Annotated in this window: 31 protein-coding genes and 1 pseudogene; 21 read left to right on the top strand and 11 right to left on the bottom strand. The window is 65.9% G+C overall.

Annotation, left to right across the window (positions count from 1 at the left end):
- Positions 1–585 carry a twin-arginine translocation signal domain-containing protein gene (locus VHK65_09235; GenBank protein HVS06331.1) on the bottom strand — a complete coding sequence of 195 codons (585 nt, stop codon included), beginning with the start codon at positions 583–585 and terminating at the stop codon, positions 1–3.
- 105 nt (positions 586–690) lie between these two features.
- Between VHK65_09235 and VHK65_09230 the strand changes: the two genes are divergently transcribed.
- Positions 691–969, top strand: a complete 279-nt coding sequence (locus VHK65_09230; protein ID HVS06330.1) for a DUF6457 domain-containing protein — start codon at positions 691–693, stop codon at positions 967–969.
- Positions 970–1,514: 545 nt separating this feature from the next.
- On the opposite strand, the gene VHK65_09225 is transcribed toward VHK65_09230, so the two are convergent.
- Positions 1,515–1,697 carry a hypothetical protein gene (locus VHK65_09225; protein ID HVS06329.1) on the bottom strand — a complete coding sequence of 61 codons (183 nt, stop codon included), beginning with the start codon at positions 1,695–1,697 and terminating at the stop codon, positions 1,515–1,517.
- Here VHK65_09225 and VHK65_09220 point away from each other — a divergent pair.
- Both VHK65_09220 and VHK65_09215 read left to right on the top strand, forming a co-directional pair.
- A complete protein-coding gene (locus VHK65_09220; protein HVS06328.1) occupies positions 1,684–1,965 on the top strand; it encodes a hypothetical protein in 282 nt (93 codons plus the stop codon). The genes VHK65_09225 and VHK65_09220 overlap by 14 nt on opposite strands.
- 9 nt (positions 1,966–1,974) lie before the next feature.
- Positions 1,975–2,352, top strand: a complete 378-nt coding sequence (locus VHK65_09215; GenBank protein HVS06327.1) for a VOC family protein — start codon at positions 1,975–1,977, stop codon at positions 2,350–2,352.
- 2 nt (positions 2,353–2,354) lie between these two features.
- On the opposite strand, the gene VHK65_09210 is transcribed toward VHK65_09215, so the two are convergent.
- On the bottom strand, positions 2,355–2,558 hold the full coding sequence (locus VHK65_09210; protein HVS06326.1) for a hypothetical protein: 204 nt from the start codon (positions 2,556–2,558) through the stop codon (positions 2,355–2,357).
- Between the two features lie 43 nt (positions 2,559–2,601).
- Between VHK65_09210 and VHK65_09205 the strand changes: the two are divergent.
- The 3 genes and pseudogenes from VHK65_09205 to VHK65_09195 all read left to right on the top strand — a co-directional run bounded on the left by VHK65_09205 (position 2,602) and on the right by VHK65_09195 (position 5,212).
- Positions 2,602–3,513 (top strand): annotated as a pseudogene (locus tag VHK65_09205) (ATP-binding cassette domain-containing protein).
- Positions 3,510–4,742 (top strand): ABC transporter permease, encoded by a 1,233-nt coding sequence (locus VHK65_09200; GenBank protein ID HVS06325.1) that lies wholly within the window; start codon positions 3,510–3,512, stop codon positions 4,740–4,742. The pseudogene VHK65_09205 and the gene VHK65_09200 overlap by 4 nt, the downstream one beginning before the upstream one ends.
- Positions 4,743–4,819: 77 nt before the next feature.
- Entirely contained in the window at positions 4,820–5,212 is a 393-nt protein-coding gene (locus VHK65_09195) for a nitroreductase/quinone reductase family protein (GenBank protein ID HVS06324.1), read from the top strand.
- Here the strand turns inward: VHK65_09195 and VHK65_09190 are convergent.
- Both VHK65_09190 and VHK65_09185 read right to left on the bottom strand, forming a co-directional pair.
- Positions 5,209–6,186 (bottom strand): threonine/serine dehydratase, encoded by a 978-nt coding sequence (locus VHK65_09190; protein HVS06323.1) that lies wholly within the window; start codon positions 6,184–6,186, stop codon positions 5,209–5,211. The genes VHK65_09195 and VHK65_09190 overlap by 4 nt on opposite strands.
- Before the next feature lie 14 nt (positions 6,187–6,200).
- A complete protein-coding gene (locus VHK65_09185; protein ID HVS06322.1) occupies positions 6,201–6,998 on the bottom strand; it encodes a C39 family peptidase in 798 nt (265 codons plus the stop codon).
- Positions 6,999–7,162: 164 nt separating this feature from the next.
- Here VHK65_09185 and VHK65_09180 point away from each other — a divergent pair, with 164 nt between their 5' ends.
- Both VHK65_09180 and VHK65_09175 read left to right on the top strand, forming a co-directional pair.
- Positions 7,163–7,999 carry a trypsin-like peptidase domain-containing protein gene (locus VHK65_09180; protein HVS06321.1) on the top strand — a complete coding sequence of 279 codons (837 nt, stop codon included), beginning with the start codon at positions 7,163–7,165 and terminating at the stop codon, positions 7,997–7,999.
- Positions 7,996–8,424 carry a hypothetical protein gene (locus VHK65_09175; protein HVS06320.1) on the top strand — a complete coding sequence of 143 codons (429 nt, stop codon included), beginning with the start codon at positions 7,996–7,998 and terminating at the stop codon, positions 8,422–8,424. Before VHK65_09180 ends, VHK65_09175 begins: the two co-directional genes overlap by 4 nt.
- On the opposite strand, the gene VHK65_09170 is transcribed toward VHK65_09175, so the two are convergent.
- Genes VHK65_09170 through VHK65_09160 form a run of 3 tightly spaced genes read right to left on the bottom strand, consistent with a single transcriptional unit; the run spans position 8,358 to position 10,972 of the window.
- On the bottom strand, positions 8,358–9,476 hold the full coding sequence (locus VHK65_09170) for a hypothetical protein (protein ID HVS06319.1): 1,119 nt from the start codon (positions 9,474–9,476) through the stop codon (positions 8,358–8,360). The two genes, VHK65_09175 and VHK65_09170, sit on opposite strands and share 67 nt — an antisense overlap.
- Positions 9,473–9,703, bottom strand: coding sequence for a hypothetical protein (locus VHK65_09165; protein ID HVS06318.1), 231 nt, complete (start codon positions 9,701–9,703; stop codon positions 9,473–9,475). Before VHK65_09165 ends, VHK65_09170 begins: the two co-directional genes overlap by 4 nt.
- 30 nt (positions 9,704–9,733) lie before the next feature.
- Complete coding sequence (locus VHK65_09160; protein ID HVS06317.1) at positions 9,734–10,972, bottom strand: phenylacetate--CoA ligase family protein; 1,239 nt, start codon at positions 10,970–10,972, stop codon at positions 9,734–9,736.
- A 23-nt stretch (positions 10,973–10,995) separates the two neighbouring features.
- Between VHK65_09160 and VHK65_09155 the strand changes: the two genes are divergently transcribed.
- Entirely contained in the window at positions 10,996–11,673 is a 678-nt protein-coding gene (locus VHK65_09155; protein ID HVS06316.1) for an isochorismatase family protein, read from the top strand.
- Between the two features lie 38 nt (positions 11,674–11,711).
- Positions 11,712–11,963 (top strand): LuxR C-terminal-related transcriptional regulator, encoded by a 252-nt coding sequence (locus tag VHK65_09150; protein HVS06315.1) that lies wholly within the window; start codon positions 11,712–11,714, stop codon positions 11,961–11,963.
- Between the two features lie 12 nt (positions 11,964–11,975).
- On the opposite strand, the gene VHK65_09145 is transcribed toward VHK65_09150, so the two are convergent.
- Genes VHK65_09145 through VHK65_09135 form a run of 3 tightly spaced genes read right to left on the bottom strand, consistent with a single transcriptional unit; the run spans position 11,976 to position 15,198 of the window.
- Entirely contained in the window at positions 11,976–13,478 is a 1,503-nt protein-coding gene (locus tag VHK65_09145; protein HVS06314.1) for an aldehyde dehydrogenase family protein, read from the bottom strand.
- A gap of 38 nt (positions 13,479–13,516) precedes the next feature.
- Positions 13,517–14,701, bottom strand: a complete 1,185-nt coding sequence (locus tag VHK65_09140) for a 4-hydroxybenzoate 3-monooxygenase (protein HVS06313.1) — start codon at positions 14,699–14,701, stop codon at positions 13,517–13,519.
- Positions 14,698–15,198 carry a MarR family winged helix-turn-helix transcriptional regulator gene (locus VHK65_09135; protein ID HVS06312.1) on the bottom strand — a complete coding sequence of 167 codons (501 nt, stop codon included), beginning with the start codon at positions 15,196–15,198 and terminating at the stop codon, positions 14,698–14,700. The genes VHK65_09140 and VHK65_09135 overlap by 4 nt, the downstream gene beginning before the upstream one ends.
- 70 nt (positions 15,199–15,268) lie before the next feature.
- Between VHK65_09135 and VHK65_09130 the strand changes: the two genes are divergently transcribed.
- The 11 genes from VHK65_09130 to VHK65_09080 form a co-directional block, all read left to right on the top strand.
- On the top strand, positions 15,269–16,597 hold the full coding sequence (locus tag VHK65_09130) for an ABC transporter substrate-binding protein (GenBank protein HVS06311.1): 1,329 nt from the start codon (positions 15,269–15,271) through the stop codon (positions 16,595–16,597).
- The gene (locus VHK65_09125; GenBank protein HVS06310.1) at positions 16,594–17,331 is read left to right on the top strand and encodes an ABC transporter ATP-binding protein; all 738 of its coding nucleotides are present in this window, start codon (positions 16,594–16,596) and stop codon (positions 17,329–17,331) included. The genes VHK65_09130 and VHK65_09125 overlap by 4 nt, the downstream gene beginning before the upstream one ends.
- On the top strand, positions 17,318–18,046 hold the full coding sequence (locus VHK65_09120; GenBank protein ID HVS06309.1) for an ABC transporter ATP-binding protein: 729 nt from the start codon (positions 17,318–17,320) through the stop codon (positions 18,044–18,046). The genes VHK65_09125 and VHK65_09120 overlap by 14 nt, the downstream gene beginning before the upstream one ends.
- Complete coding sequence (locus tag VHK65_09115; protein ID HVS06308.1) at positions 18,043–18,912, top strand: branched-chain amino acid ABC transporter permease; 870 nt, start codon at positions 18,043–18,045, stop codon at positions 18,910–18,912. Before VHK65_09120 ends, VHK65_09115 begins: the two co-directional genes overlap by 4 nt.
- Positions 18,909–19,928 carry a branched-chain amino acid ABC transporter permease gene (locus VHK65_09110; GenBank protein HVS06307.1) on the top strand — a complete coding sequence of 340 codons (1,020 nt, stop codon included), beginning with the start codon at positions 18,909–18,911 and terminating at the stop codon, positions 19,926–19,928. Before VHK65_09115 ends, VHK65_09110 begins: the two co-directional genes overlap by 4 nt.
- Positions 19,925–20,608, top strand: coding sequence for a protocatechuate 3,4-dioxygenase subunit beta (pcaH, locus tag VHK65_09105; protein ID HVS06306.1), 684 nt, complete (start codon positions 19,925–19,927; stop codon positions 20,606–20,608). Before VHK65_09110 ends, pcaH begins: the two co-directional genes overlap by 4 nt.
- Positions 20,605–21,144 carry a protocatechuate 3,4-dioxygenase subunit alpha gene (gene pcaG, locus VHK65_09100; GenBank protein ID HVS06305.1) on the top strand — a complete coding sequence of 180 codons (540 nt, stop codon included), beginning with the start codon at positions 20,605–20,607 and terminating at the stop codon, positions 21,142–21,144. The genes pcaH and pcaG overlap by 4 nt, the downstream gene beginning before the upstream one ends.
- Positions 21,134–22,495, top strand: coding sequence for an adenylosuccinate lyase family protein (locus tag VHK65_09095; protein ID HVS06304.1), 1,362 nt, complete (start codon positions 21,134–21,136; stop codon positions 22,493–22,495). Before pcaG ends, VHK65_09095 begins: the two co-directional genes overlap by 11 nt.
- Positions 22,492–22,872 carry a 4-carboxymuconolactone decarboxylase gene (gene pcaC, locus VHK65_09090; protein ID HVS06303.1) on the top strand — a complete coding sequence of 127 codons (381 nt, stop codon included), beginning with the start codon at positions 22,492–22,494 and terminating at the stop codon, positions 22,870–22,872. The genes VHK65_09095 and pcaC overlap by 4 nt, the downstream gene beginning before the upstream one ends.
- A complete protein-coding gene (locus VHK65_09085) occupies positions 22,869–24,323 on the top strand; it encodes an AMP-binding protein (GenBank protein ID HVS06302.1) in 1,455 nt (484 codons plus the stop codon). The genes pcaC and VHK65_09085 overlap by 4 nt, the downstream gene beginning before the upstream one ends.
- Positions 24,301–24,781, top strand: a 481-nt coding sequence (locus tag VHK65_09080; GenBank protein HVS06301.1) for an alpha/beta fold hydrolase, incomplete at its 3' end; no start/stop codon positions are given. The genes VHK65_09085 and VHK65_09080, both read left to right, overlap by 23 nt.

The following is a 24,781-nucleotide window of genomic DNA, read 5'->3' as shown; positions in this document are numbered from 1 at the left end:
TCAAACCCGTGCCTGCTGTTCTAGATGCACCAGGCCGAGGCCGCGCATTACCTTCGCGGCGAAGTACCCTTCCTCGCTGCTGAAGGCGGCGCCGCCGGCGAATGCAATCCCCTCCGTGCGGTTGACCGTGTTTCCGGACGCATCCGTCGCCACGAAGCTGGAATCGCGGGCGTCTTTGATGCGCTGGGCCAACTTGTTGAGCATGTCGTCCCATGTGATCTGCTGCCAGTGGTCCGATCCCGGCGCGCGATACAACGGGTTTTCGACGCGGCGGGCGCTGGTCGCGAGCTGCATGGCGGTGGCACCCTTCGGACAGAGCCGTCCCTCGTTGACCGGGCTGTCCGGATTGCCCTCGATCTGCAGCAGTTGGGTAGAGCCGTCGGCGTTTTTTTTCGTATGGGCGACCAGGGCACAGCCCACCGCGCAGTATGGACAGACCGAATGCGACTCTGTAGCGCCAGCGATGTGAAAGCTCTGCCTGACCTGAGCGGCCCGGGCCACGTCGAAGCCGAGGGCTGTAAGGCCGGCCGCACCGGTCCCGGCGGCGCTGATTTTCAGAAAGTCGCGGCGCGTGACCTGTGGCACCGAATTCCTCCGCGGGAACGGTTTTGCAGGCGACTAAACGCCAGCGTACTCACCGGCCCGGGTGGTGTCAACCAATATTGTAGTTGGTGATACCGTTGCGACGAGATGAACGCCTGGTTCGAGGCGCTCGGCCGTCAGTTCGCGCAGTCCGCTCGGGATCGCGGGACCGCGGTTGCCCCACCGGAGCTGGATCCACAGGTAGCCGACGAAGTCCTCGAGCTGGCGCGCGTCGCGGCGCATACCAAGGAGCGTCGCTTCGCCCCGCTGGCCTGCTTCATGGCCGGGATCGCTGTCGAGCGCCTTCGGCAAGCAGGCGCACTTTCCGCGGCGGACGAGGCGGCGTATCTGCGCGGCATCCGCGAGGCGGTCGAGGCCGAGCCCTGAGTCAAGACCTCAAAGGTCAACTCGCGCGCTGGCAATCCGCCGGTCTGATCGACGCCCGCCAAGCAGAGGCGATCGCCAAGTTCGAAGCAACAGCGGGCCGAGATGTCCCCTCACCACCTGGGGGAGGGAAGGGTGCGGATGGCTCGATCACCGCTACGGAGGTCATCACGTACGCCGGCGCGCTGGTGACGCTTGCCGGCCTGGGCACCCTTCTCGGCACGCAATACCGGTCACTGGGCGTCGTCGGCCGGTTGGCTATCCCGGGTCTGGTTGCGATCGCTGCTCTCCTGGTGGCACGCGCGCTTCCGGGCGAGCGGGCGCGTGCCCGTCGGGCGCAAACCAGTCTTGTGACACTCGCGGTCGCGGCCATCGGCCTGTTCACCGGGCAGCTCCAGGCCGAGCTTCTCGGCGGTCCTAATGGCTCGATCCCTCCGCACACCGGATATCGCATCCTCCTGGTTTCGGCATCGGTGGCGGCGGTTCTCGCCGCGGTCTCCCTGGTACGCCTGCGCTCAGGGCTGCTGGCCGCGGCGCTCAGTCTGTCCCTACTCATCGCCACCATTGCATCCATCGCGTGGCTGCAGCTCGAGCATGGATGGGCGGTCGAGTTGGTCTTCCTCGCGACCGCCGCCATCCTGGTGGCGACCGCAGAATACGGCCGGCAGGAAAAAGTGATATGGGCGACGGGAGGTGCTGGCGTTCGCCGGGCCTTCGATGGCGATTGTCACCGCCTTCATCACGGCCCAGGACGGCAACCTTCCGCTCGAGATCTTCGGCGCCCTGCTCGCCGGGGCCGCCTTTGCTGCGTCTGTCATCCGGGGCAGTGCCGGCTACGCGTTCGCTGGTGGCGTCGGCTTGTTCGCGTTCGTGCTCGACATCGAGTTCCGCTATTTCCAGAGCAGCCTCAATTTCGCCGTGAGTCTCGTGATCTCGGGGCTGGTGCTGCTTGGCATCGCGCTGCTCCTAGCGAGGCTGCTTCCGCGCCTGAGGCGCTAGTATCGAATCGTGCTCGGCGATTATCCGGTCAACGTCGTTTTGCTGGCGCCAGATCTGGAGGCTTCCAAAGATTTTTGGGCCAACAAGATTGGTTTGAAGATCATCAATGACAGTCCGGCAGCGGTGGTCTTCAAATGCGGCGGCGATAGTGACTTGACTCTTAGCAAGAGCACCGTCGGCACCAAAGACGATCAGACTCAGGCGGGCTTTCGCGTGAAAGATGTCCGGGCCGAAGTCGCGGAGCTCCGAAGGCGCGGCGTGAAGATCGAGGATTACGACACGCCTGGCCTCAAGACCGTCGACGGCATTGCCGACGTCGGCTTTGCCTTGATGGCCTGGTTCATCGACCCGGGCAAGAACTGCGTCGGAATAATCCAGGTCAAATAGGACTAACGGTCGTTTGCGGTTGGCTCATCTGCCACCAGCTTCAACTGCTCGCCCGCGGTAACCAACTTTTCTCCGGCTTCGCGGGCGTACTTCCCCGTTGTGAGGAAGCTGGGGCCCAATCCAAGGGGACCAGATGCCAAGCGCTGAAGGGCCTCCCCGGCCTCGATTAAGGCCTGCGCCGCCGCATTAACAGGCTTAGTCTTCATTGCACCGATCCTAACTCGCGCTCGATCGGTTACGCTCGGAATCTTGGCAGAGGGTAGGCTCCAGGTCGAACGACTCGTTCGGCGATACGGTGATCTCGTCGCCCTGCGAGATCTGAGCTTGCAGGTTGCCACCGGTGAGCTGTTCGGATTCGTAGGCGCCAACGGTGCCGGGAAGACGACAACCATGCGGATCGTGATGGGGGTCCTCGCCGCCGACTCCGGCGAGGTGCGCTGGGGTGGCGCGCCGGTCACTTTCGAAACCCACCGCCGCTTCGGCTATATGCCGGAAGAGCGCGGTCTTTATCCAAAGATGCGAGTCCTGGAGCAGCTGGTCTATCTCGCCCAGCTTCACGGCGTCGAACCCGCAGCCGCGGGTCGCTCGGCGATAGCCTGGCTCGATCGCCTCGGCTTGAGCGAGCGGCGCAACGATGAAGTCTAGAAGCTGAGCCGAGGCAATCAGCAACGGGTGCAGCTTGCCGCGGCGCTCGTCTACGAACCAGAGCTCCTGGTGCTCGACGAGCCGTTCGCCGGGCTGGACCCGGTCGCCGTCGACGTGATGAGCGAGGTTCTGCGGGAGCGGGCGACCGGCGGCATCCCGGTGATCTTTTCCAGCCATCAGCTCGACATCGTCGAGCGGCTCTGCGATCGTGTCGGAATCATCAAGGCTGGCCAGATGGTGGTGACGGGCACCGTAACCGAGCTGCGCAGCAGCGGACCCGCGCGCTACTGGGTCGACGCGCCAATGGCGGCGGACGATTGGACCGCGCGCCTGACTGGCGTGAAGCTGGTGCGGCGCGACGGCTCACGCTCTTTGCTTGAGCTCGCCGACGGGACAGACGACCAGGCGGTGCTGCGCGCCGCCCTCACGACGGGACCCGTGCACGAATTCCGGCGGGACATTCCGCCCCTGAGCGAGCTGTTCCGCCACGTCATCGCCGAGACCCGAGCCGCGTGAACGACCCGCTCGACCGCCATCCGCGCAGCTCGGCCAGGGCCGTCGCCTTGATCGCGCGCCGAGAGTTCGTAACCCGCGTGCGAACCCGCGTCTTCATCATCGGGACCGCCCTCGTGTTGGTCGCGATCGTCGGCTATCTCGTCTTTCAAAATCTGGTCCTGAGCAAGCAGGGCCCCAGCAAAACCTACGAGTTCGCCTATTTCGGTGAGGCGCAGAGCCTCGCGGACCCGCTGACCGCCTCCGCCAAGGCGCTCGGGATCGCAGTCGAGCGAGCTCCGGTAACTGATGAAACCCAGGCCGAGGGCCAGGTCCGTAAGGGCACCCTCGATGCGCTTGTGCGCGGCGCTGCAACCTCCCCGGAGGTGCTGGTCCCTGACCAGTTGAGCACGACCCTCCAGAGTTTGCTCCAGGCGCTGGTTCGGCAGCGAGCACTCGAGAGTCAATTAACCGCGGCCGGCCTCAATCCGGCGACTGTCGAGGCCAATCTCGCCAGTGCAACCGTCCATGTGCAATCGCTCAAACCCGCGAGCGGGCAACGTCTCGAGCTGGTCGCCGCCGGCTTCATTGTCGCCCTCTTCCTCTATATCGCGATGCTGACCTACGGCGCATTCATTGCCCAGGGTGTCGTCGAGGAGAAAGCGAACCGCATCGTCGAGATCTTGTTGTCGACGGTGAAGCCCATCCACTTACTGATCGGCAAGGTAATCGGCATCGGGCTGGTGGGGCTGTTTCAGTTCACGGTGATCGGTGTCTTTGCCTTCATCGCGGCCACCGTGGGCGGCGTCTTCACCGCGCCGGCGGCCGGGGCGGGCGTCATCCTCGCCGGATTGCTCTGGTTCATCCTGGGCTTCTTCCTCTACGCCATTCTGTTCGCCGCCGCGGGTTCGCTTGTTTCCCGTCAGGAAGAGGTCCAGAGCGTTGTCCTGCCGATCACGATGCTTGCGATCCTCTCGTGGTTTGTCGCCATCGGGGTATTGACCCCGATGTTCGACGGAACGCCGATGTCGAGCACGGGCGTCGCCCTCGGTTTCGTTCCCTTCTTCGCACCCGTGATCCTCCCAACCGGGATGGCCACAGGGGACATTGCGCCGTGGCAGGCAGCCCTGTCGGTTGGGCTGACGCTGGTGACGAGCGCGGCGGCGACCTGGATCGCCGCACGGATCTACTCCAACTCGGTGCTCCGACTCGGCGCCCGGGTGAAATTACGAGATGCGCTCTTGCGCCGCTAGCGAAACCCACGGTAAGGTCAAAAGAGATGAGTCAAGAACAACCGCAACGGTCAGCGCGTCCACAAATCCCATCGGATATGAACGTGTTCAACCGCAATGTGATCGAAGACTTCCGTGCCAATCGGGGGAAGCTCACGGGCCCGTTGGCGGGCCGCACCCTGATCCTGTTGACCACGACCGGGGCAAAGTCTGGCAAGGAACGTACGGCGGTGCTTGGCTTCGGGAAGGATGGCGATCGCTACGTCGTCATCGCTTCCAACAACGGCGCGCCGTCGCACCCGGCCTGGTACCAGAACTTGCTCGCGCGCCCGATCGCGACCCTCGAGGTTGGTCCGGACAAGTTCAAGGTGCGTGCGCGGACGGCTGGGCCCGAGGAGCGGGAGAAGCTCGCGCCGTTGGTGCCGTACATCGAGCAGCAACAGACGCTGACGAAGCGGGAGATTCCGATCGTCGTCTTGGAGCGCAGCTAGCCGGCGAGCAGCTCGCGGAGCTGTGCCGGCGTGATGTTGGAGCCGCTCAGAATCAGCGCTACCCGCTTGCCTTTGAGCCGCTCCTTGAGTTGGAGCGCGGCTGCCAGTGGCGCCGCGCCTGCGGGCTCAGTCAGGTTGCGCGTCGTTTCGATCATGAGTCGAACCGCTGGGCGGATTTCGGCGTCTGGAACCAGGACGAATTCATCGAGCGTCTCCCAGAGGATGCGCTGGGGCAACTCAAACGCGCTGCGCGTCGCGAGGCCCTCCGCGAATGTGCCCATCCGGTCCTCGAGCATTTGGTGCGCTTTCCACGACTTATAGGCGGCCGGCGCCTCGGCTGACTGCACGCCGATCACCTGGATCTTCGGGTTGATCGCCTTGGCGACGATGCATGTGCCCGTGGCGCCACTGCCGCCGCCGATTGGGACGATGATCGCCTCGATGTCAGGCTGCTTCTCGAGGATCTCCAGCGCTTGCGTACCGACGCCGGCGATCAGGTGCGGCTCGTTGCCGGAATGGATGTAGCGGTAGCCGTGCTCCTCGGCCAGACGGGCGGCCTGCACCCGAGCCTCATCGAAATCGACGCCGTGGGTCACGATCTCGGCGCCGAGGCCGCGGATCGAGGCGACCTTGACCGGATTCGCCCCCTCGGGCACGCAGACGATGGCGCGGACCCCGAAGAGTCGCGCCGCGTAGGCGATCGATTGCCCATGGTTCCCCGTGGACGCGGTGATCACGCCGCGGCGCCGCTCGTCGTCGGATAGCTGCGACACGAGGTTGATCCCGCCCCGGATCTTGAAGGCGCAGATGGGCTGGTGGTTCTCGTGTTTGACCCAGGTCTCGGTGCCGACCAGCGCATCGAGTGCCGGATAGCGGTGCAGCGCGGTGGGTTGCAGGTACGGGCTGATGCGCTCGCGCGCCGCGAGCACGTCGTTGAAGGTGGGAACGACCATCGCTGCTGTCGCTTCGGCCATCAAATGAAGGATACCTACTGGAAGATCACGGCCATATTGTTGAAGTCGGCGAAGTTGGCCTCGAAGAGCGCCTTGTCGACCCAGTACTGGCTGGCGTTGAGGACATCATTGACTCGCACCTGGGTGGGGGAAACCCCGCTCAAGGTCACCGAATGCTCGGCGTACGAATAGCGGACCTGGGTGCCATCCCAGGCGGTCCAGGTGCCAAGCGGGACGCGGGCGAATCGCGTCTGAATCCAGATTTGCACGGGATGCCCGGCAGCCAGCTCGCTGTAAATCCGGCTCGGCGCAAAGCCCTCGCCGCCAATCGCGTTCGGTAGGCCGTAGGTATGGGCGAGCCGCAAGATGACCGGCCAGTAAACGCCGAAGCCGGTGGGCGTCCAGTCGCTGCCGTTGACGTAGCCGACGAAGTTCGTATAAGGATTGCCCCAGCGAAGAACCGTGTGGTTCGGGCCCATCACCGGTGGCCGGACGTCGGCGAACTCACCGGCGAACAGCTGGGACTGGCTGACGGTGATCCCGTAATAGGCAAGGCCCTGCTGCAGCGCGGCCGTCTCGCAATCGAGCACCATGCTCTGCTGGAAGACCGGCACCGGAATGGTGACCGTCGCCGGTGTCGGTGCCGGTGTCGGCGTCGGCGTCGGGGTTGGAGTCGCTGTGGGGGCCGATGTGGCGGTCGTAACGCCCGTGGAATTTATCCCTCCCCCGCCGGAAGAGGGCAGGGTGGGGGCGGCAGCACCAAAGCCCGCGCTCACGTCCTTGATGATTTCGGCGCCAACGTTACGGCTGAGCACCGCGCCGGCAAGGGCCACTCCGCCAACGGCTAGGAATCGTCGTCTTGTCGCCACTGCGGATCGCATGTAGACCATCTTCGGCACGGCGACCTTTCGAAACGATGACGAATGCCGTCACGGAATCGCAAGGTCAACACGCCGACGATGAGTGCACATCAACAAACCATCAGAGGTGAATCACAATGGTCGCCCATCAATACTTCGAGAGCCCTTCGCAATCAGCGGCACCGGCCGCACCGCCAACCACGCCACCGCCAAAGCGATCCTTTCGGCGTGGCTTTCTCGTCGCGCTTGCCGCCGTCACCGTTGCCAGTGGCGCGGGCGCAGGCGCCGCCGCGGCGGCGCTTATCGGTCACGGTGCAGCTACAGCGTCGGCGAGCACCGCGCTGCCAACGAATTTGACGTCGACGGGCTCCGCGTCAACCACGGCGACAGCCGTTTACGCGTTGGACTCGCCTGGAGTCGTGACGATCACCGTAAACCTGGGCAATGGCCAGGCCATTGGCTCGGGGATCGTGCTCGATACCAAGGGCGATATCCTGACCAACGCCCACGTACTCTCGGGTGCTCAGCAGATCCAGGTCGCCTTTAGCGATGGAACAACCGCGACAGGGACGCTGGTTGGCTCGAACACCAGTGCTGACCTGGCGGTCATTCGGGTGTCAGTCGCCGCGTCCACGCTCCATCCGCTCACACTTGGCAGCTCTGCAAGCGTGAAGGTCGGTGACACCGTCTTTGCCATCGGTTCACCATTCGGATTGTCCGGATCGTTGACCGAAGGGATCGTGTCCAACCTCAGCCAGAGCGGGTCGGCAGCGGGTAGCAGTCTGATTCAGACCGACGCCGCGATCAATCCAGGCAACTCTGGCGGGCCACTCGTCAATGCGCAGGGCCAGGTGATCGGTATCAACAACTCGATCGAAAGCCCGGTTGACGGCAACGTCGGCGTCGGCTTCGCCATCCCGATCGACCAGGTCAAGCTAATCCTGCCGTCGATCGACGGAGGGGTGAGCCTGTGAAAACCGAACTGCTGCTCGTCCGCGATAGGTTGGAGGGCGCCGCTCCCTGGATGGCCCAGGTCTTGCGCGAGGCCGGCTTCCGTGTTCGCACCGCTTCGGCCGCCGAGTTGGGCGACGTCGCACCAGCCGAGGTCGTTCTCCTACGAATCGCCGATCGCAACCCGACCGCCACCTGCTGGAACTTGCACCGTCAGGGCTACCGCTGGATCGTGGCGGTCAGCGGGTCGCCGAATAGCCAGGAGTGCATCAGGCTCCTCAACGCCGGCGCCGACTACTACATCGACGCCTGGCTACCGGCCGCCGAGCTGGTCGCGCGAGTGAACGTCGTGCTTCGTTTTTCCGCCTGGCTCGCTGAATCCTATGACCACGGGACTCTCGGCCACCAGCCGATCCCAAACGCGGCGGGAAGCCGCACGCACCAGTAGGCGATGAGGAACGTGCCGGCCGCGAGCAGGGCGATGGCATTGAAGCGAGCGAGTCGATCGGGCCGCGCGGCGAGCCAGCGTAAGAGCCGCCCGCGGCCCACCGCCGCAATGGCGACGAAGACAAGCGCGAGCACGGCGATATTGCCGAGGCTCTGGAGCACGAAGACAAGTGCGCCGAGCCCCGGGTTGCGGGTCGCCGCCGCGTACTGAAAGATCTTGACGAAGAGAGCAAACGGACGTCCGATGAGAAAGGCGCCGATCAGCCCGCCGATGAGAATCAGTCGCGTCGAGGCATAGCGGCCGCCAAGCCGCGGGGCCCGAACTCTGATTACGCCCAGCGCGGCGAGCCCCATGGCCAAAAGCACCAGCCCGAGGATTCCAAAGACCACACTCGATTGGATGAGCCGGATCGGGAAACGGCCGATCAGGGCGTGGGAGAGCTGCGGGATGTTCGGACCGACCAGCGCGCCGATCGCCCCGTAGAGACCGGCCACCAGGCTGGTGCCAAGCGCCAGCCAGCCGAGCGACCGCAGGGCGGACGCGAACGATAGTTGCTGGCCGGCAGAGAGTGGCGCGATCGCGGACAAGCCCGCCACGTTACAGGCCGTGAAGGTACCGGTCAAACCGGAGATAAAGGCGAAGCCGATCGCCATGAGCACGCCGCCGATGGGTGTCGCCGTGACGTCGTAGCCGAGGATCGTCGTCGCACCGTTCTCGCCAATGGTCTGATCGACGAAGCTGGGCGACCACACGATCGCGAGCCCGACGCCGAGGAGGGCGCTGCCCGCGACCACCCAGAGGAGATTCGCGTTGGCAGGGCTTTGCGAGTGATCGTGCGTCTCTGATGATTCGAGATCGGTTCGGGAGGGAAGTGCAGCACGCACCGTGCCGACATGCTGTACGTCCAGACCTTTCAGTTCGATGACGGCTTGATGAGAAGCGCCCTTATATAAGGATGTCCTCACCAATTCGTCATGGATCTGAAAGGCGCCCCTCTCCATGCTCGACCCGGTGGCGATCGGCCATCGCATTGTCACCAGGGAGGTGATCACGCGATGAACAACATCGGATGGCTTCGGGGTCCGATAGCGAAGATGGTGGTCGCTGCGTCAGTTGGGCTTGCCGGCGGGTTCGGCACGATCGCGGTGCACGCGGCGACGACACCGGCGCCGACGGTTTCCCCGGACGTCGGCCCATCGACGGGTGCTTCGCCTAGCACGTCGCCGTCGACCGGCGCATCACCGACCACGCCGAGCCCTGGCAGTGGCTCGGGCAACATGAACTGCCCGAATATGTAGGCGGTCGAGCTTTAGACCCGGCGGAGGCGGCGGGACTTGAGGTCTGACCGAGGCAGCGAGCCCGCCGCCACCTGCCGGCACTCGATCCGGGCGCCAAGTGCCAGGCGCAGGTCGTTGGCAAGCCGCGCGACCACCGCCTCGCCGTCATTGCCGTCGCACTCGCAGAGGATGGTTACCTCTTCCATGCCGCGGACGGAGCGGACCTCGATGCAGAACTCTCCGATGACCGGATGCCGCCGGACCAGGTCCTCGACTTGCGACGGATAGAGGTTCACGCCGCGCACCGTGAACATGTCGTCGACGCGGCCGCGGATCCCTCCGAGCATCTTGGCGAACGGGCTGCCGCATTCGCATGCGGCTCGCGTCACCTCGACGCGGTCACCGGTGCGATAACGGATCAGCGGCGATCCCCAGCGGCCGAGGTTCGTCGCCACCAGCTCCCCGGTGATCGTTCCCGTCTCCGGCAACGAATGCACCGCGCCGGCATCGTCTCGGACCTCGAAGATGAACTCCGACTCGATCAGGTGGACACCGTCGCGGGCCTCGCACGAGACGCCGGTCGGACCGAGTTCGGTCATGCCGGTGTGGTCGAAGCTCCGTGCGCCGAACGATCGCTCGATCAAGTCGCGAGTGGCGGGCACGCTTGCGCCGGGCTCGCCGGCATGAACCGTGATCCGAATGTCGCTCGAGGCAAGGTCGATGCCGGCGGCGTGCGCCGCCTCGGCCATCCGGATCGCGTAGGTCGGCGTCGAGCAAAGGACGGTTGCGCGCAGTTCGAGCATGGTCCGCAGTCGCTGTTCGGTGGTCATCGCGCCGCCGGGGATAACGAGCGCGCCGAGGCGCTCGGCGCCGGAGAACGCTGACCAGAAACCGATGAACGGGCCAAAGGAGAAGGCGAAGAAGATCCGGTCGTGCAGCTGCACCCCGGCCGATCGGTAGACCTCATCGGCCCAGATCCGAACCCACCAATCCCAGGATTCGGAGGTGTCGAGCCAGCGCAGCGGCGTCGTGCCGCTCGTGCCCGACGTCTGGTGCAGTCGGCTGTAGCGGTCGATGGGGAAGGTGAGGTTGGTGCCAAACGGCGGATTCGCCTGCTGGTCGGCCGTGATCTCGTCTTTCGTCGTGAGCGGCAGTCGCTCGAAATCATCCCGGGTGCGGACGGGATGGAGTCGTTCACGGTAGAAGCGGTTGCTCGTCAGCAATCCGTGGATCCCGGCGCCGAGTCGCTCGAGCTGCGAGCCTCGCGTCATCGACGTGAGATTATCCTGCCAGCGTGAAGATCGCCTTGCCGGCGCGGCCAGAGCCGATCGAAATCGACCGGGAGCACACCGCCGTCCTCCTGGTCGACATGCAGAATGCCTTCGCGAGCCCCGGCGGGATGCTGGATCTGGCCGGCATCGACGTCAAACCGGCGGCTGAGGCGGTGGCGAACGCCCGGCTCGTCGTCGATGCGGCGCGTGCCGCCGGCGTCCCGGTCATCTACCTGGTCATGGGTTACCCGCCTGATGAATCGACCGCTGGCGGCGAGGATTCGCCAAACCCGCGCAAGGAGCTCGCCCTGTGCCTGATGCGCGAGCGTCCCGAGCTGCGCGGCAAACTGCTGACCATCGGCACCTGGGATTTCCAGATCGTCGACGCGCTGGCGCCGGCGCGATCGGACCCGGTGATCACCAAGTCGCGCTACAGCGGTTTTGCCGGGACACCGCTTGACGCACTGCTTCGGAGCCGCGGCATCCGTACCCTGTTGATGGCGGGGATCGCCTCCAACGTGTGCGTCGAGTCGACGTTGCGCGACGCCTACTTCCACGAGTACTGGCCGGTGATGATCGAGGACGCGACCATGCCTGCCGGGTCGCCAGAAATCCAGCGGGCGACCGTCTATAACGTGACCACCTTCTTCGGCTGGGTGAGCACGGCCGCCGAGGTGGTCGGCGCACTTCACGCTAAGTGAACACACGAAGAATGCCGAAGTGTGACAGACTGAGGTGAGTGACAAGGTCAGCCTGGGTGCATCGCTTCACAGACGGTGAGCTGCGGAGCCGTCTGATGGGCGCCGAGCTCCAGCTGCTTCGGCTGATTGAGCGCGACCTACCCAACAAGGGCATTGCGAGTTACCTGGGCATCAGCGAGGGCGAGGTCAGCAGCCGCATGGCGCGCTTGCACCAGACACTGGGATTGACCCGTCCGGACGACAATCCCAGGCTCGCCGCGGCGGCGGGCAGTAGAACCCGCACTAACTAGGGGCGCAGGTCGTTAGAAGGGGAAGGGCCGTCCTCCCTGGCCCTGCACCGTCACCCAGCGCATCTCGGTGAACTCGTGCATCGCCTCACCGCCGCCGAACCGGCCGTAGCCGCTGTCCTTCACTCCGCCGAAGGGGACCTGCGGTTCGTCGTTGACCGGCTGGTCGTTGATGTGGACGATGCCGGCCTCGATCCGCTCCGCCAGCGCCATCCCGCGATCCGCGTCGCGCGTCAGTATTCCGGCGGATAGGCCATAGGATGTTTCGTTCGCAACCCGGACGGCCTCGTCGGCATTCTCGACGATCGTGATGGTGGCGACCGGACCGAAGGTCTCCTCCCGGCTCATCGCGACATCGGCGGGAACGTCCGTGAGCAGCGTTGGCTCGTAACAGGCACCCTGCGCCTTGCCACCCGTCAGGACCTTGGCGCCGTGGCTGACCGCCTCGTCAACGCGCGCTCGCACATTGTCCAGCGCTTGCTTGTTGATCAGCGGCCCGATGATGGTGTCCATTTCGGTCGGACTACCGACTTTGAGGCCCTTCGTCTTGGCGATCAGCCGCTCGGTGAACTCCTTCGCGACCGGGCGCTCAACGATGATCCGTCGCGCGGACATGCAGATCTGCCCCTGGTGCAGGAAGGTGCCGAAGGCCGTCGCGTTGACGGCGTACTCCAAATCGGCGTCGGCGAGCACGATCAGCGGGTTCTGCCCGCCCAGCTCGAGGACCATGCGCTTGAGCTGGCGGGCCGCCTTCTCCGCCAGGATCCGGCCGGTTTTCGTCGAGCCGGTGAAGCTGATGCGGCGAACCTTCGGGTTTTCCATGAACTCGTCGACGACCGGCTCGGCCTGGCCGGGCGCGTGGGTGATCACGTTGACCACGCCTGGTGGGAAGCCGGCCTCCTCGAAGATCTCCGCGTAGAGGATGCCGCCGGTGATGGGTGACTCTTCCGACGGCTTCAGCACGACGGTGTTGCCGAAGGCGAGCGGTGTCGCGATCGATCGGAGCGAGAGGATCAGCGGCGCGTTCCAGGGCGCGAGGCCGGCGACGACGCCGACGGGCTGGCGCACCCCCATGTAGAAGGCGCCCGGCAAGTCGGCCGGGAGGATCTCGCCGATCGGCTGGTAGACGAGGCCGGCGACCTGGCGCAGCAGGTTGGGCGTAAAGATCGTCTGGAACATGCCGAAGCCGAAGGTGCAGCCGGTCTCGGCGGCGAGCAGGCCGACAACCTCCATCTGACGCCGCTCGAGGATGTCCGCCGCCTTCAGGAAGAGGCGCTGCTTGGCGCCGGGCGGGGTCTTCCACCAGGCAGGAAACGCGTCCGCCGCCGCCTTCACCGCGCGCTTGGCATCCTCGCGAGTTGAGGCCGGGATGGTCGCCATCGGCTCGCCGGTGAACGGATTACGGTCCTGGTAAGTGGCGCCCTTCGACGCTCCAACCCATTCGCCGCCGATGAACTGCTTGTATTCCTTGGGGGCCGTCTTCGCCGTCGCCTTCTCATCAGATACGACTGTGCTCATCGCGCCTCCTCCTTGTTTCGCTTGAAGCGTAGCACTGGCTACGCACCCTCGAAACCGACGTAGTTTTCAGCCAGCGTGGTCGCCGCCGCCTCAGACGTGACGATGTACCGCAGGTAGGACAGTCGCAGTTTGTGATCGAAGGGATCGCCGGCGGGGTCGCGGTGGAGCAGCGCCGTCATCCACGCCGAGAAATGCTCCGCGCGCCAGACGCGCCGCAGGCAGAGCTCGGAGTAGTGGTCGAGCAGGTCGCGTGACTTTGATCGATACCACGCGGTCAGGGCGTCCGCGAGCACCCTGACGTCGGCGAGCGCGAGGTTCATACCCTTGGCCCCTGTCGCGGGGACGATGTGGGCGGCGTCGCCGGCGAGGAAGAGGCGGCCGCACTGCATCGGCTCCATCACCATGCTGCGCATCGGCGTGATGCCATCCTCGATGATCTCGCCGGGTTGGAGCTTCGGCTCGGCGAGGCGAAGGCGAAGCTCGTCCCAGATTCGCGCTTCCGGCCAGGCGTCCATTGTGTCGTTGGCGTCGACCTGCAGATAGAGGCGACTGATCTCGGGCGATCGCATGCTGTGCAGGGCGAAGCCGCGCTCGTGGTAGGCGTAGATGAGCTCATTTGATGCGGGCGGTGTCTTCGCGAGGATGCCGAGCCACGCAAAGGGGTAGGAGCGTTCGTAGATGCGGGGGCCCCCACCCTGACCCTCCCCCGTAAGCGGGGCAGGGAAAGCGTCATGTGCGACGCCGTGTGAGCCATCGCAGCCCGCCACGAACTCGCAGCTGAGGGTTGCCTCTTCGCCGTTTCGGCGGTACGCGATGCGCGGATGGTCACCATCGATGTCCTCGATGGCGGTTGCCTCGGTCTCGAACCAGATCTCGCCACCGTCCGCCAGGCGTTGCTGGATCAGGTCCTTGACCACTTCCTGCTGGCCGTAAACGGTGATGCCCCGACCGGTGAGCCGGCGGAAGTCGATGCGGTGCTCCTCCCCAGCGAAGCGAAGCTTGATGCCATCGTGGGCGAGGCCCTCCCGTTGCATGCGACCGCCAACGCCGGTCGAGGCGAGGAGATCGGTCGATCCCTGTTCGAGGACACCCGCCCGTACCCGGCGTTCGACGTAATCGCGGCTGCGCCGCTCGAGCACAAGGGAGGTGATGCCCTGCCGGTGCAGGAGATGGGAGAGCATGAGCCCGGCCGGACCGGCGCCGATGATGCCGACCTGAGTCATCCGGCCTCAGAAATTTCGCCCCCACTCCGGCCCTCCCTCAGCGGGAGCGAGCGCTCATTGCGGAGGCGCTCGTCGGCGTCGACCACGAGGTTGAGCATCCGCAGCAGCTCCGCGCGCTCGCGCTCGGACAGCGCCGAGACCAGCAGCCGGTTCATGCGGACGGCCTTCGGGATCAAGCGCTCGGTGGTGCGCTGACCCGCCGCCGTCAATCGAAGCAGGTTGCGTCGTGCGTCCCGCGGGTCCCGGATGCGCTGGATCATCCCGCGGGCTTTGAGGCGGGCGACGACTTCGGCCGTCGTCGAGCGGTCCAGTGAAACCCGTTCGCCCAGCGTTTTCTGGTCGATGTTCTTCTCTGCCCGCAGCGCGTAGAGGACAGCGAACTGGGGCGAGGTCACCTCGGGCGAGACCTCGGCGTTCCAGAGCCAGTAGTGGACCTGCTGGGCGCGCCGAATCAGGTGACCGGGGTGGCGGCGCAGGTCTTCATGCGAGGTTGACATAGGCCGGTTCTGAAACTATATTCCGTGTACTGACGAATTTGAAGCCCTGAAGAAGGGAGGGAGAGCGGACATGGCCGACCAGGGGTTGTCATTCGAGCGGCGAGTCAGCCGCCGGCAGGTCTTGAAGACGATCGGAGGGGGCGCGCTGATGCTCGGCTCGGCCGACCTGCTCGCCGCCTGTGGCGAGATCAAGGGCGCCAGCACCCCGAGCGCCGGCACCATCGTGATCGGCTACGTCAGCCCGCAAACCGGCGCACTGGCCGGGTTTGCCTCGGGGGATAACTTCGTCCTCAACCAGGTGCGAGGCACGTCCACCTATAAGAACGGATTCAAGCTCGGCAGCAAGACCTTCGACGTAAAGATTGTCGTGAAAGACACGCAGTCCGACCCGGCCCGGGCGTCGCAGGTGGCTCGTGAGCTGATCTTGACGGACAAAGCCGACCTCATCCTGACGTCCTCGACCCCGGAGACGACCAACCCGGTGGCGGATGTGTGTGAGGCGCAAGGCATTCCGTGCGTCTCGACGATCGTGCCGTGGGAAGCATGGTTTTTCGCCCGCGGCGGGAAGCCCGGGACCGGCTTCAACTTCACCACGATGTTCTTTTTCGGCATGCAGCAGTTCGGAGAATGCTTCATCCCGATGTGGGATCGGATGAACACCAACAAGGTGGTCGCCTTCACCTACCCGCACGACGCCGACGGCGACGCGTTTCGCGACAATAAGACCGGTCTCGAGTTCTACTCCGCGCAGGCGGGCTACCGCAACGTCGACGGTGGCGCCTACACCGACGGGACGACCGACTATAGCAGCCAGATCTCGAAGTTCAAGAGCGCGGGCGCCAGTCTGTTCACGAACGCGCCCATCCCGCCCGACTTCAACACGATGTGGAAGCAGGCGGCCACGGCCGGCTTCAAGCCGAAGCTTGCGACGGTGGCGAAGGTGCTGCTCTTTCCGGCGGATACGGTCGCCATCGGCGACCTCGTCAACAATGTCGCAACCGATGCCTGGTGGACGCCGTACCATCCCTACTCCTCGACCCTCACCGGGCAGACCGCCAAGCAGTTCGCCGATGCCTTCGAGGCGTCCACCGGCAAGCAGTGGGTGCAGAGCATCGGGTCCGTGCACTCCCTCTTCGAGATCGCCCACAAGGCGTTCACCGCCGTCGACGATCCGCACAACCGCACCGCGGTGGCGACGCAGCTCAAGACCATGAACTACACGGGGATCAGCGGTCCGCTCGACTTCACCAAGGGGCCGATGCCGGGTATTGCGATCCAGAAGCCGGTCGGGGTGCAGTGGAAGAAGGGGAGTAAGTTCCCGTACAGCATGGTCGTGGTGGACAACAGCGCGAACAAGAACGTTCCCGTGAACGGAGACCTCGTCCCGACCAATCCATGACGGCGGAGGCGGCCCTTCTCGAGCTGGCCGGCGTCAGCAAGCGCTTCGGTCAGATCACGGTCGCGGAGAGCCTCTCGCTCCGCTTCACGGCGGGGGAGACGGTTGGAATCGTGGGGCCGAACGGCGCCGGGAAGAGCTCGCTGTTCGCGATGATCGCCGGCGACCTGAAGCCCGACGCCGGTGACGTCCGCCTGGATGGGCGATCCGTCCTTCGGCTCGATCCCGCGAGTCGGTGTCGCATGGGAATCGCGCGAACGTACCAGGTGCCGCGTCCATTCGAGAACATGACCGTCTTCGAGAACCTGCTGGTGGCGGCCTATGGCGGTGGCCAGCTCTCTCGCCTTCAGGGCTACGCCGCCGCAGCCCGGATCCTCGAGGAGACCGGGTTGTCACAGGAGGCGAACCATCCGGCCGGACGCCTCGGGCTGGTGCAACGGAAACGCCTCGAGCTGGCCCGCGGGCTGGCGACCCAACCGCGCATCCTCTTGCTGGACGAAGTTGCCGGCGGCCTGACCGACCCCGAAGTGGCGGGGCTGGTCGAGATCGTCGAGCGGGTGCGGCAGCGATCGGTGGCGATCGTCTGGGTAGAGCATGTGGTGCATGCGCTGACCAGCGCCGTCAGCCGCATCATCTGTATCGCCGGCGGCCGGCTGATCGCCGAAGGAAAACCGGACGAGGTCCTGGCCAACCCGGAGGTGAAGGAGGTGTACCTGGGGGTCGATATCGATGCTTGAGGTTCGCAACCTGACCGTCCGACATGGGTTCCTGCAAGCGGTCACCGATATCAGCCTCACGGTGGCGTCGGGCGAGACCCTCGCGATCATCGGCGCCAACGGCGCGGGCAAGTCGACGCTCCTTCGCACCGTTATCGGCCTGCATCGGCCGAGCGCCGGCTCGATCCGGCTCGACGGCCGGGATATCACCGCATTGCCGCCGCATGCCCGGGTCCGCGAGGGGATCGCGCTCGTCCCCGAAGGCCGCCGTCTGTTTCCGTCGCTCAGCATCGAGGAGACGCTACTGGTTGGCCGATCAGCGGGACGGCCCGGCTCGTGGACTCTAGACCGGGTCTTTCAACTCTTTTCTTGGATGAGCGATCGACGGCGCGAGCCGACCGTTCACCTCTCCGGAGGCGAGCAGCAGGCGGTTGCCATTGGACGCGCCCTGATGGCGAACCCGCGCGTGCTGCTCCTCGACGAGCTGTCCCTCGGGCTGGCGCCCATGATGGTTCGGCGCATCTACGGCGTGCTGCCCGGGCTGGTTCAGGACGGTATGGCGGTCCTGCTCGTGGAACAGGACGTCGCCCAGGCACTGCGGGTCGCGAATCGATTTCAGTGCTTGCTCGAGGGTCGCACGACACTCGAGGGCACGCCGGCGGCGGCGACCACGGCAACGATCGAAGCCGCCTACTTCGGTCTGGTAGCACGCTCTGGCCCCCGGAGCGCCGGATGAACTGGGTCAACGCCATCGTCCAGGGGATCCTCATTGGGGGCCTGTACGCGCTCTTCGCCTGCGGTCTGTCCCTACTCTTCGGGGTGGTGCGCGTCGTCAACCTCGCGCACGGCGACTTCGCGGTGCTGGCGGCCTACCTCGCGCTGGTCGTGATCTCGACAACGCACGTGCCCGCGCTGCTCACATTTGTCATCGTCGCGCCCCTCTTCGCCGTCTTCGGCTACGTGGTGCAGCGGCTGATCATCCAGAAGAGCCTCGACGTCTCGCCCTTGACGACGTTGCTCGTGACCTTTGGGCTCTCCGTCGTCATCCAGAACCTGTTGCTGGTCATCGCATCCGCCGACAGTCACTCGTTCGATCTCGGCAGCCTGATCTCGGCCGCGCTGCGCGTAAGCCCCGAGCTTTCTATCGGCTATGTGCCTTTGATGATCTTCCTGACGGCGGTCGTTGTCCTTACCGGCCTGCAGCTCTTTCTCTCGCGCACCGCGATGGGTCGCGCCATTCGGGCGTCGGCCGATGACCAGGAGGCGGCGGGGATCGCGGGCGTCAACACACGCCATGTGTTCGGGATCGCCGCCGCGATCGCCTTTGCCACCGTCGCCCTCGCCGGCCTCGCGCTGGGAAGCTCGACCTCATTTGATCCGAGCGCCGGCCCGGCCCGGCTGATCTTCGCCTTCGAGGCGGTCATCATCGGCGGCGTCGGCTCGCTCTGGGGGACGCTCGTCGGCGGCATCATCCTCGGCGTGGCGCAGGCGATCGGCGGCCAGATCGATCCGAGCTATGGCGTGCTCGCCGGCCACCTCGTCTTCCTCGCGGTGCTCGCGCTGCGTCCGCAGGGTTTGATCCGGGCTCGGCTGGCCACATGATCTCGCCCACCACGGCCGGCCCTGCGAGCGGGACGGCGGCCGTGCGCGTCACGCGGTCCCGCCGAACCGCGCTGTGGGGGCTGATCGGCGCGGTGGTCGTGGTCATCCTGCTCGCGACCCTCCCCTACGTCGTCTACGCGGACGTGACCGATCTCCTCGTCAACGCCCTCATCCTGCTGGTGCTGGCCAGCATGTGGAACCTGCTCGCCGGCTACTGCGGGCTGATCTCGGTCGGACAGCAGGCCTACATCGGCGTCGGCGCTTACACCGTGCTGGTGCTGGCGCAGAACGGGGTCAACCCCTACCTCGCGATCCCCTTCGCGGTTCTCGTCTCGGGCGCGATCGCGGTGCCGGTGTCGTTCCTCGTCTTCCGCCTCCGCGCGGAGTATTTCGCGATCGGCACCTGGGTCGTGGCGGAAGTCTTCTTCCTCGTCCTGGTGCGCGTCCGCTCGCTGGGTGGCGGCACCGGGACCAGCCTCCCGGGCCTGGCGCTGATGGACCCGGTGTTCCGTGAGGCGTTGACCTACTGGAGCGCGCTCGCGGTGGCCGCGGCGGCGCTCCTCGCCACCTACCTGCTTCTCTCGAGCCGGATGGGATTGGACCTGACCGCGATACGCGACAACGAGGTGGCGGCGCGCAGCGCCGGTGTGCGCGTCACCTGGGCGAAGCGGGTCGTCTACGTCGTGTCCGCCGCAGGGTGCGGGGCGGGCGGGGCGCTGCTGATCATCAGCCAGCTCAACGTCCTCGCCAGTTCGATCTTCAGCGTAGGGTGGTCGGCGAAGATGATTTTTGTGGCGCTGATCGGAGGTGTAGGCAGCATCGAGGGGCCGATCGTCGGCACCGCGATCTTCACTATCATCCAGCAGGTGCTGGCCCAGTACGGCGCCTGGTACCTGATCCTGCTCGGGTCTCTGGCGGTCGCTGTCGCCATGTTCTTGCCCAAGGGGATCTGGGGCCTTGTCAGCAGCCGCCTGCACCTGCAGGTCTTTCCCGTCGGCTATTGGTTACATCGATGAACGAAGACGAGCGCGAACCCCCGTATCTCTATCCCGACTACGTCGGGACCCGCCTGCGCGCGCCGGCGAAGCCGCTGGTCAGCCTTCCCGAGGGGTTCCACGATTTCCCCGCGCCATTGTTTCCACGGACGATCGCCGAGCTGGACCACGACCTCACGCGGCAGCACGCCGGTGAACCAATCGGCGAACGGATCATCGTCACCGGCCGGGTGCTCGATAGCGATGGAAGACCGATACGCAACACGATCGTGGAAGTCTGGCAGGCGAACGCGGCCGGCCGCTACCTTGACCAGGACGACCAGCACCCGGCGCCGCTCGACCCCAACTTCAGTGGGGCGGGTCGATGCCTGACGGACAACGACGGTCGCTACCGCTTCATCACGATCAAGCCGGGCGCGTACCCCTGGAAGAACCATCGCAACGCCTGGCGTCCGGCGCACATCCATTTCTCGCTTTTCGGCAGCGAGTTCCGAAGCCGGCTGGTGACGCAGATGTACTTCCCCGGCGACCCGCTGATGCCGCGGGACCCGATCCTGCAATCGATCCCGGATCAAGCCGGCCGCGAGCGCCTGGTGTCGCAGTTCGACCCGGAGACGACCGTGCCCGAGTGGGCGCTCGCCTATCGATGGGACATCGTGCTGCGCGGCCGGGCCGCGACGCCCTTCGAGGACGAGCCATGAACGGTCCGTTGACACCGTCGCAGACGGTCGGGCCGTTCTTCGGTGTCGGACTGCCGTTCGAAAAAGGGGAGCAGATCGTCACGCCGGGATCGGCCGGCGTGATGCGCATCGAGGGCCAGGTCCTCGACGGAAATGGCCAACCGGTCCCCGACGCGCTCCTCGAAATCTGGCAGCCGGACGGGCGAGGCCGCTACGGCCGAGCCGGCGATGGCGAGACGCCGGGATTTGGGCGGAGCCGGACGGACTCCGAAGGCGCGTTCGGCTTCCTGACCGTCAAGCCCGGCGCAACGCCGGCGCCCGACGGACGCATGCAGGCGCCGCACCTCAACGTCACCGTGTTCGCGAGAGGCTTGCTCCGTCACCTGGTGACGCGGATGTATTTTCCCGACGAGACCGAGGCCAACGCGACCGATCCAGTTCTCAACCTGGTCGGGCCGGCGCGCCGCGAGACGCTCATCGCGAAGAGTTGCGGTGGCGTGCTGCACTTCGACATCAGGCTGCAGGGCGAGCGGGAGACGGTGTTCTTTGCCATCTGACGCGCTCTTCGGGCCGAGCCTCAGCACGGAGTTGATGATGGCCACCGTCTCGGACCGCGCCTGGGTGCAGGCGATGCTCGACGTCGAGGCGGCGCTGGCCAGGGCTCTAGCGAAAGAAGGCCTGATCCCGGTGGAGGTTGCCGAGGACATCGCGGCGCATTCCCGGGTCGGCGAGTTCGACGTCGACCAAATCGGTCGCGAGGCGGTGGACAGTGCCAGCCCGGTGGTGCCTCTCATCAAGGCGTTGCGAGCACGAGTCTCGAAAGAAGCCGTGCCCCACGTCCACCGTGGCGCCACGAGTCAGGACATTCTCGACACCGCGATGATGGTGATCGCGCGACGCGCGATCGACGTCCTGCTGAAGGACCTCGTCGAAGCGGCTGCATTAGCGGCGTGGCTGGCCGATCGTCACCGGGCCACCGTCATGGCGGGCCGGACGTTGCTGCAACACGCGTCGGTGACGACGCTGGGGCTAAAAGCCGCGGGTTGGTTGATCGCGATCTTGGAAGCCCGGGACACGCTTATCGGCATGCGGGACTTTTCCCTTGCCGTCCAATTGGGAGGATCCGTCGGAACGCTCGCGGCCCTGTCGGACAGCGGGCTGAAGGTCATGCGCAATCTGGCCGCCGATCTCAACCTGGTCAGTCCGCGTTTGCCCTGGCACACGGACCGGACGCGGGTCGCGCACCTCGGCTCCGTGGTGGCGATCGCCGGCGGTGTTGCCGGAAAGATCGCGCTCGACGCCGTCCTGCTGTCCCAGACGGAGGTCGATGAAGCCCGCGAACGCCCGGTTGCCGGTCGAGGCGGGTCGTCGGCGATGCCGCACAAGAAGAATCCGGTGGCCGCCGTCGAGATCCTCGCAGCGGTTCGAGGTCTCAACGCCCAGGCCGGCGTGTTGCTGGGCACGATGCTCCAGGAGCACGAACGCGCGGCAGGGGCGTGGCAGGCGGAATGGCACGCTGTCTCCGAGCTGTTCAGCCTGGCCGGCGGTGCGACATCGCGCCTCGCTCGGCTGCTGGCCTCCCTGGAGGTCGATGAGGAGCGCATGCGAAAGAACCTCGATGTCAGCGGCGGCCTGATCATGTCGGAACAGGTGATGATGGCGCTGGCCGAGCGAACCGATACGCTAACCGCGCGACGACTGGTCGAGGCCGCCATCGCGAAAGCGTCGGAATCCCGGCGGCCATTCGCAGAGGTGCTCCGGGTGGATCCGGCCATAACTGCCCACCTCAGCGGCGACGATTTGGCGCAAGCGCTCGAGCCGTCAAATGCCATCGGCGCGTCTTCACGGCTGATCGACGGCGCACTGGGGTATTACCGGGCTACGCGGAAGTACAAAGGAGTGGAATGAACGACGAGGAGCGTCGTGAGCGCGGGATGAAAAATCGGCGCGAGGTACTGGGCGACGACTATGTCGATCGAGCCCAGGCAGGAACCACACCGTTGACGAAGGATTTCCAGGACCTCATGACCCGGTACGCGTGGGGAGAGATCTGGGACCGGCCTGGACTCGACCGCAAAACCCGAAGCTGTATCACTGTCGCCATGACCGTGGCGCTCAATAAGCCGGACGAGCTGGCCCTCCACCTGCGCGGCGCCATCCGAAACGGGGTGACGGTCGCGGAGTTGCGCGAGGTGTTACTGCAGACGGTCGTTTATTGTGGCATCCCGGCGGCGCACACCGCATTCAAGGTCGCCCGAGAGGTTCTGGGCTCGGACGCTGATTGAGCTTCGCCACGGTGCCGGAGCTGCTCGCTTCGGCCGAACAGCGCTTCGGCGACGCGCCCGCCATCGTCACGACCGAGGGGTCCGAATCGTTCCGCGAGCTGGCGCGGTCCACGCGCTCGGCCGCTGAGCAACTGCGCCGTCGCGGTCTGCACCCGGGCGACCGGGTGTTGATGGCGGCATCCAACTCGCCGTCGCTGGTGCATGCCTGGCTCGGCACGATTCATGCGGGCGGGATCCCGGCGGCCGTCAACCCCGAGCTGACCAGCGCCGAGGTCGACTACGTGCGGGGCGACCTGCAGCCGGCGGTCACCCTTATGAAGGAAGACGTCAGTGCGTTGGATGCCGCGTTTATCGAGTCCGACACGCCGGCCTACGCCGCGAAGCCGCTCGAGATCGCCGCCATCGTCTATACCTCCGGAACCACCAGCCGCCCCAAGGGGGTGATGGTCAGACACGCCGCCTACACGGAAACCGGCGCATCCTTTCCGGGCTGGATCGGTCTCAAACCCCCGCAACGGCTATGGGCCTGCTTGCCGCTGTTTCACATCAACGCCCAGGCCTACTCGCTGATGACCGCGCTGGCGCATGGCTTCGCCGTGGCGCTCACACCGAAGTTCCACGCCTCGACGTTCTGGCGCGACGCGCAGGCGCTCCAGGTGACCTCCGTCAACGTCGTGGGCGCGATGCTCGAGTTCCTGGCGGCACAGCCGGAAAACACCTGGGTCGAATCGCCGCTGCGCACAATCTACGCCGCGCCTGGGCCGCGCCCGGCGCAGCGTGATCAGCTCGAGGCCCGCTTCCAGGTCCGCATCCTGACCGGCTACGGGATGAGCGAGAACCCCTTCGGCTGTGCCGAGAGCCCGACTTCGCGCATGAAGGCCGGCAGCATCGGGCGTCCGCGGCAGCCGGCGTCGCGTGCCTTCGAAAACGAGCTGCGCATCGTCCACCCGAAGGGCGGCGATGTCGGACCGGGCGAGGTTGGCGAGCTCTGCTTCCGCAACCCAGTGATGACGCCCGGGTACTGGCACGCGCCCGAGGTCACCGCGGCCACCATCAGGGACGGCTGGCTGCACACGGGCGATGCCGGCTTCCGCGACAAGGACGGCGACGTGTTCCTGACCGCGCGCTTCAAGGACATGATCCGGCGGCGGGGCGAGAACATTGCGCCCGCCGAGGTGGAGGATGCCCTGCTGGCCCATCCGACTGTCCGGGCGGCCGCCGTCTTCGGCGTGCCGGCCGGATTGCTGGAAGATGAAGTCGTTGCCGTCGTGGTTCTGCGCGACGGGGTAGAGTCAAACGAGGCCGCACTCAAGGCCTGGGCGGCGACCCGGCTCGCCGCCTACAAAGTGCCGAATCGCATCCACTTTCGTGATGCCTTGCCGACAACCGCCACGCATCGCGTAGCAAAGGACCGCCTGCGCAAGGAGTATGGCCGCACCGAAGGCGATTGATCTCAACTACAGCGTCGACGGGCCGCCGGGTGCGCCCGTGCTCGTGCTCTCGCATGCGCTCGGCCTGTCGCTGGCGCAATGGGACCCGCAAGTCGCGCCCCTTTCGCAAGCGTTCCGAGTGGTTCGCTACGACCATCGCGGCCACGGCGGATCACCGGTGCCGCCCGGCCCTTACACGATCGAAGAGCTGGGCCGGGACACGGTCAATCTGCTCGACCGTCTGGGGCTCGACCGCGTGTCTTTCTGCGGGCTCTCGCTGGGCGGGATGGTCGGCATGTGGATCGCGTCGGCTGCGCCGGAGCGCATCGATCGCCTGGTGCTCTGCTGCACCGCGGCGCGGATGCCGCGCCCTGATGACTTTGCCGAGCGGGCGCGGACCGTACGCGAGAACGGAATGGAGGCCATCGCCGATCTCGCCATCGGCCGCTGGTTCACGCGAGGGTTCAGGGTCCACCACC

It is taken from the genome of Candidatus Dormiibacterota bacterium (assembly GCA_035544955.1).
Lineage (GTDB): Bacteria > Chloroflexota > Dormibacteria > CF-121 > CF-121 > CF-13.
The sequence above is the reverse complement of the archived record's forward strand: the minus strand, read 5'-3'. Positions and strand labels throughout refer to the sequence as shown.

Coding starts and splice junctions, on each gene's coding strand:
- VHK65_09110 (HVS06307.1), top strand. CDS start 18,909: ATGATCTCGCCCACCACGGCCGGCCCTGCGAGCGGGACGGCGGCCGTG.
- VHK65_09210 (HVS06326.1), bottom strand. CDS start 2,558: ATGAAGACTAAGCCTGTTAATGCGGCGGCGCAGGCCTTAATCGAGGCC.
- VHK65_09195 (HVS06324.1), top strand. CDS start 4,820: ATGAACGTGTTCAACCGCAATGTGATCGAAGACTTCCGTGCCAATCGG.
- VHK65_09190 (HVS06323.1), bottom strand. CDS start 6,186: ATGGCCGAAGCGACAGCAGCGATGGTCGTTCCCACCTTCAACGACGTG.
- VHK65_09180 (HVS06321.1), top strand. CDS start 7,163: ATGGTCGCCCATCAATACTTCGAGAGCCCTTCGCAATCAGCGGCACCG.
- pcaH (HVS06306.1), top strand. CDS start 19,925: ATGAACGAAGACGAGCGCGAACCCCCGTATCTCTATCCCGACTACGTC.
- VHK65_09230 (HVS06330.1), top strand. CDS start 691: ATGAACGCCTGGTTCGAGGCGCTCGGCCGTCAGTTCGCGCAGTCCGCT.
- VHK65_09135 (HVS06312.1), bottom strand. CDS start 15,198: ATGTCAACCTCGCATGAAGACCTGCGCCGCCACCCCGGTCACCTGATT.
- pcaC (HVS06303.1), top strand. CDS start 22,492: ATGAACGACGAGGAGCGTCGTGAGCGCGGGATGAAAAATCGGCGCGAG.
- VHK65_09145 (HVS06314.1), bottom strand. CDS start 13,478: ATGAGCACAGTCGTATCTGATGAGAAGGCGACGGCGAAGACGGCCCCC.
- VHK65_09125 (HVS06310.1), top strand. CDS start 16,594: ATGACGGCGGAGGCGGCCCTTCTCGAGCTGGCCGGCGTCAGCAAGCGC.
- VHK65_09140 (HVS06313.1), bottom strand. CDS start 14,701: ATGACTCAGGTCGGCATCATCGGCGCCGGTCCGGCCGGGCTCATGCTC.
- VHK65_09130 (HVS06311.1), top strand. CDS start 15,269: ATGGCCGACCAGGGGTTGTCATTCGAGCGGCGAGTCAGCCGCCGGCAG.
- VHK65_09160 (HVS06317.1), bottom strand. CDS start 10,972: ATGACGCGAGGCTCGCAGCTCGAGCGACTCGGCGCCGGGATCCACGGA.
- pcaG (HVS06305.1), top strand. CDS start 20,605: ATGAACGGTCCGTTGACACCGTCGCAGACGGTCGGGCCGTTCTTCGGT.
- VHK65_09115 (HVS06308.1), top strand. CDS start 18,043: ATGAACTGGGTCAACGCCATCGTCCAGGGGATCCTCATTGGGGGCCTG.
- VHK65_09220 (HVS06328.1), top strand. CDS start 1,684: ATGGCGATTGTCACCGCCTTCATCACGGCCCAGGACGGCAACCTTCCG.
- VHK65_09165 (HVS06318.1), bottom strand. CDS start 9,703: ATGTTGCCCGAGCCACTGCCAGGGCTCGGCGTGGTCGGTGATGCGCCG.